1 protein-coding gene is annotated in these 3,243 nt (G+C 66.3%); it reads right to left on the bottom strand.

Annotated elements, in window-relative coordinates; all coding sequences use genetic code 11:
• On the bottom strand, positions 1-3,243 hold a 3,243-nt coding region (locus tag PMI12_RS25360; RefSeq protein WP_042674324.1), incomplete at both ends, for a DUF6531 domain-containing protein.

Here is a 3,243-nt window from a genome sequence, read left to right as displayed (position 1 = left end):
TAGCTGGTACCGGCGTAGTTCTTCAGCAGGTTGTCCAGCAGCTTGCCGGCCGGGTGCCTCAGTGGTTCGTTGGCCGGGGGCGGATCGACGATGTTGCCTGCGGGGTCGAATGCAAAGATCTCGCGCCCGACGCGGCTGTTGGCTTCGAGCAGGCGGCCCACGGGGTCGTAGCGGTAGTTCAGGCTGCCTCGGCGGCTGTCGCCGATGGTCACCAGCTGGCCAGCCTTGTCGTAGGTATAGCGGCGCTGGATGCCGGTGGTCGATTCGATGGCGCCTGGCCTGGTGCGGGAGATGTGCTGTTCGAGCAGCCGCCCCGCCGGGTCGTACTTCTGCCGCTGGCTCAGTCCGTTGCCCTGCTCGCGTGCAATCTCCCGGTGCAGGTCGTCGCGCTCGAAGCCCAGGATGTCCTGGCCGTCGATCATCAGGCCGTGCACGTGGCCTGAGCCATAGGTCAGCCACTGGGCGACGTGCCCGTCGGGCCGCACGGTGGCGATGCGGTGGTTGAGTTCGTCGTAGCGGTGCTGCCAGACTGCCGTGCGCTTGCGCTTCAGGTAGTGGTGATGTTCGCGCGTCAGGTTGCCGGCAGGGTCGTAGAACCACTGCAGGCGTGCATCGCTGTTGGTCGCCTCGAGCAGGCGGCCGTTGCGGTCGTAGGCGAAGCGTTCGGACCGCCCGCCGGCGCGGCGTTCGCTCAGGCGGCCGAGAGGATCGAATTCGAGTTCGGTGCGGTGGCCCGCCTCGATCACTTCGGCGAGCACGCCCGTGGTCTCTTCGTGGACGTACTGCGTGGTCTTGCGGTCGAAGCCGGTTTCTTCCAGCAGTCGGCCCACAGGGTCATAGCGGAAGTCGTAGCGGCTGCCGTTCTCGTTGTGCAGTTCGGTCAGGCGACCCAGCAGGTCCCAGTAGTACTTGAGCGAACGGCCCGCGGCGTCGGTGCGGCCGGAGATCAGGCCGGCGCGCGTGTAGCTGTAGCGCGTGGCGCGCCCCAGTGCATCGGTGTGCACGAGCAGGCGGCCTTCGGCGTCGTGCTCGAAGTGTTCGCTCGTCCTGTCGGGCTGTTCGATCTCTTCCAGCTGGCCGGCTGCATAGCTGTAGCTGGTGGCGTTGCCCGCGGCATCGGTGGCCTTGACCAGGCGGCCGCGCTCGTCGTATTCCCAGCGGCTGGTCTTGGCGGAACAGTCGGTGTAGCTCAGCAACTGGCCCGATGGCGAGTAGACGAGCGCCTTGACGCCGCCCTTGGCATCGGTGATGCGCACGGGCCTGCCGGCCTTGTCGTAGGCGTACTCGGTCTTGTGGCCCAGCGGGTCGATCTCTTCCGTGAGGTGGCCTTGCGCGTCGTAGTCTCGCTTCCACACGCCGCCTTCTGCATCGCGGATGCCCGTGAGTCGATTGAGCCTGTCGTACTCGTAGTGCACACGGCTGCCATCCGCGCGCGTGTGCGTCTGCAGGTTGCCGTCTTCGTCGTAGGTGTAGTCGTCGGTCGTGCCGTCGGTGTGCACGTGCCGCGTGACGTTCTTCGCGTCATCGCGGAAGAACCACTCCTGTAGCCCGTCCGGATGGATGATGCGGTAGGTGTAGCCCTGGATGTCGTAGTAGTGCCAGGTCTCCCCGCCCAAGGCATCGGTCACGTAGGTCAGGCGGATGTTCCTGTCCCACTCCAGCTTCAACGCGAAGCTGCCGTCGTCGGACCACTCGCGCACGGCCTTGGCGTCGGGGCCCGTGCCGTCGTACTCCAGGTTCATGCCCCGGCCGGTGCGGTCGGTGTACCGGGTCACGAGATGGTGGCTGTAGGTGTAGCTCCAGCTGGCGCCGTCTTCGTCCTGTGCGGCGACGAGGTCGCGCTCGCCATCGTGGGTGTAGGCGGCCAACTGGCGCACGACCTGGCCGTCCTTGAGCTCCCACAGCGACTGGATGAGCCCGGTCTGCGCATCAGGCTTCGTGCCCACATGCGCCATGACGGCCTCGCCGTGCTTGCTGATGACGTCGCTGAGCACGCGCTCGCCCGTCGCTGCAATGACGTGGTCGTAGCGCAGGCCGATGGACATGCCGTCTTTTGCCTGCTGCGCCACGAGCCGGAAGTGGGGCTGCTTGCTGTCGACGTGCTCGTAGATTTCGCGCCACTCGCTCTGCTCGCCCTCGGGCAAGGGTTTGCCGAAGTCCAATGCCAGCAGGCTCTCGCTCAGGCGCGAGACGCGGACTTCCTCGATCGGGTCGAAGTACATCTGGCCCACGGCCAAGACCGGATAGGCGTGGCTGCGGCCATCGGCCGCGTGGTACACCAGACTGGCCTGGCCCTGGCGTGCGCCACGCGTCGGCGTGGTGACGTCCACGCGCATGCTGTAGGGAGTGATCCAGCGTGCGCCCAGGCTGCTCCGATCGAAGGCATCGAGGTCGCTGGCGTAGGTGCGCGCCCATTCGATCGGCAGCGGGGCTGCAAGCACGAAGTCGGTGTGAGTGAAGCTCTCATTGCCGGTGCTGAGGCTGATGGAAGCGCCCTTGCGTGCTGGTGCGGGGCAGTTCTTGCAGCCCCCGGTCCCCTGGGCGTCGGCCTGCTTGTTGATGTGCCCGAGCGGCGTACCGGGATTCTCTTTCTGCGCCTTGGCCCCCGCCTGCGGCGGCACGATCGCCGCGCGCTTGCCCTTCTTGTGCAGCAACGCATCCCGCAGCTTGTGCAACAGCCACATGATGCTGGCCTGCGCCTCCTTGTCCGCCAGCCTCGACAGCTGCCCCCTCAGCAGCCGCTTGAAGTCCAGCATTTGCGTGATCACACCGTTGACCCGGCCCGCGACCCCATCTGGCAGCTGGCTCGCCGCCGTCTTGGCCACGTAGTTCGCCGATTGCTTCGAGTAGCGCACCGCCGCACCCCACATCCGGTTCCAGGTGCTTTGCGTCTTGGGGTCGTGCACCTTGGTTTCCGCCGCCGCGGGCGTGCCCACCGTGAACAGGTCCTTCTGTCCCAGCACCCGCTGCAGGATGTCCACCAGGTTGTCGATGATCTTGTCGGCAAGATCTGCGCAGTCCTTCAGGATGCCGTCGAGCTTGGCAATGGCTCCCTCGATGAACTTGTCGAGTTCGCCCATGATGGTGGCGTTCAGGTGCCCCACCAGCGTCGTGACGATCGCCTCGCCGAGGTTCGAGGCTGCGGTCTTCAGTTCCTGCCTCACAAGGTGAAGCGTCGGGCGCAGGCTCATGCGTGCAGCCGCCATGCTCGGCGGCAGCGGGATCAGCCCGATCAGGTTGATG

Source organism: Variovorax sp. CF313, assembly GCF_000282635.1.
Classification (GTDB): domain Bacteria; phylum Pseudomonadota; class Gammaproteobacteria; order Burkholderiales; family Burkholderiaceae_C; genus Variovorax.
This window is presented reverse-complemented; position numbering and strand designations above follow the sequence as displayed.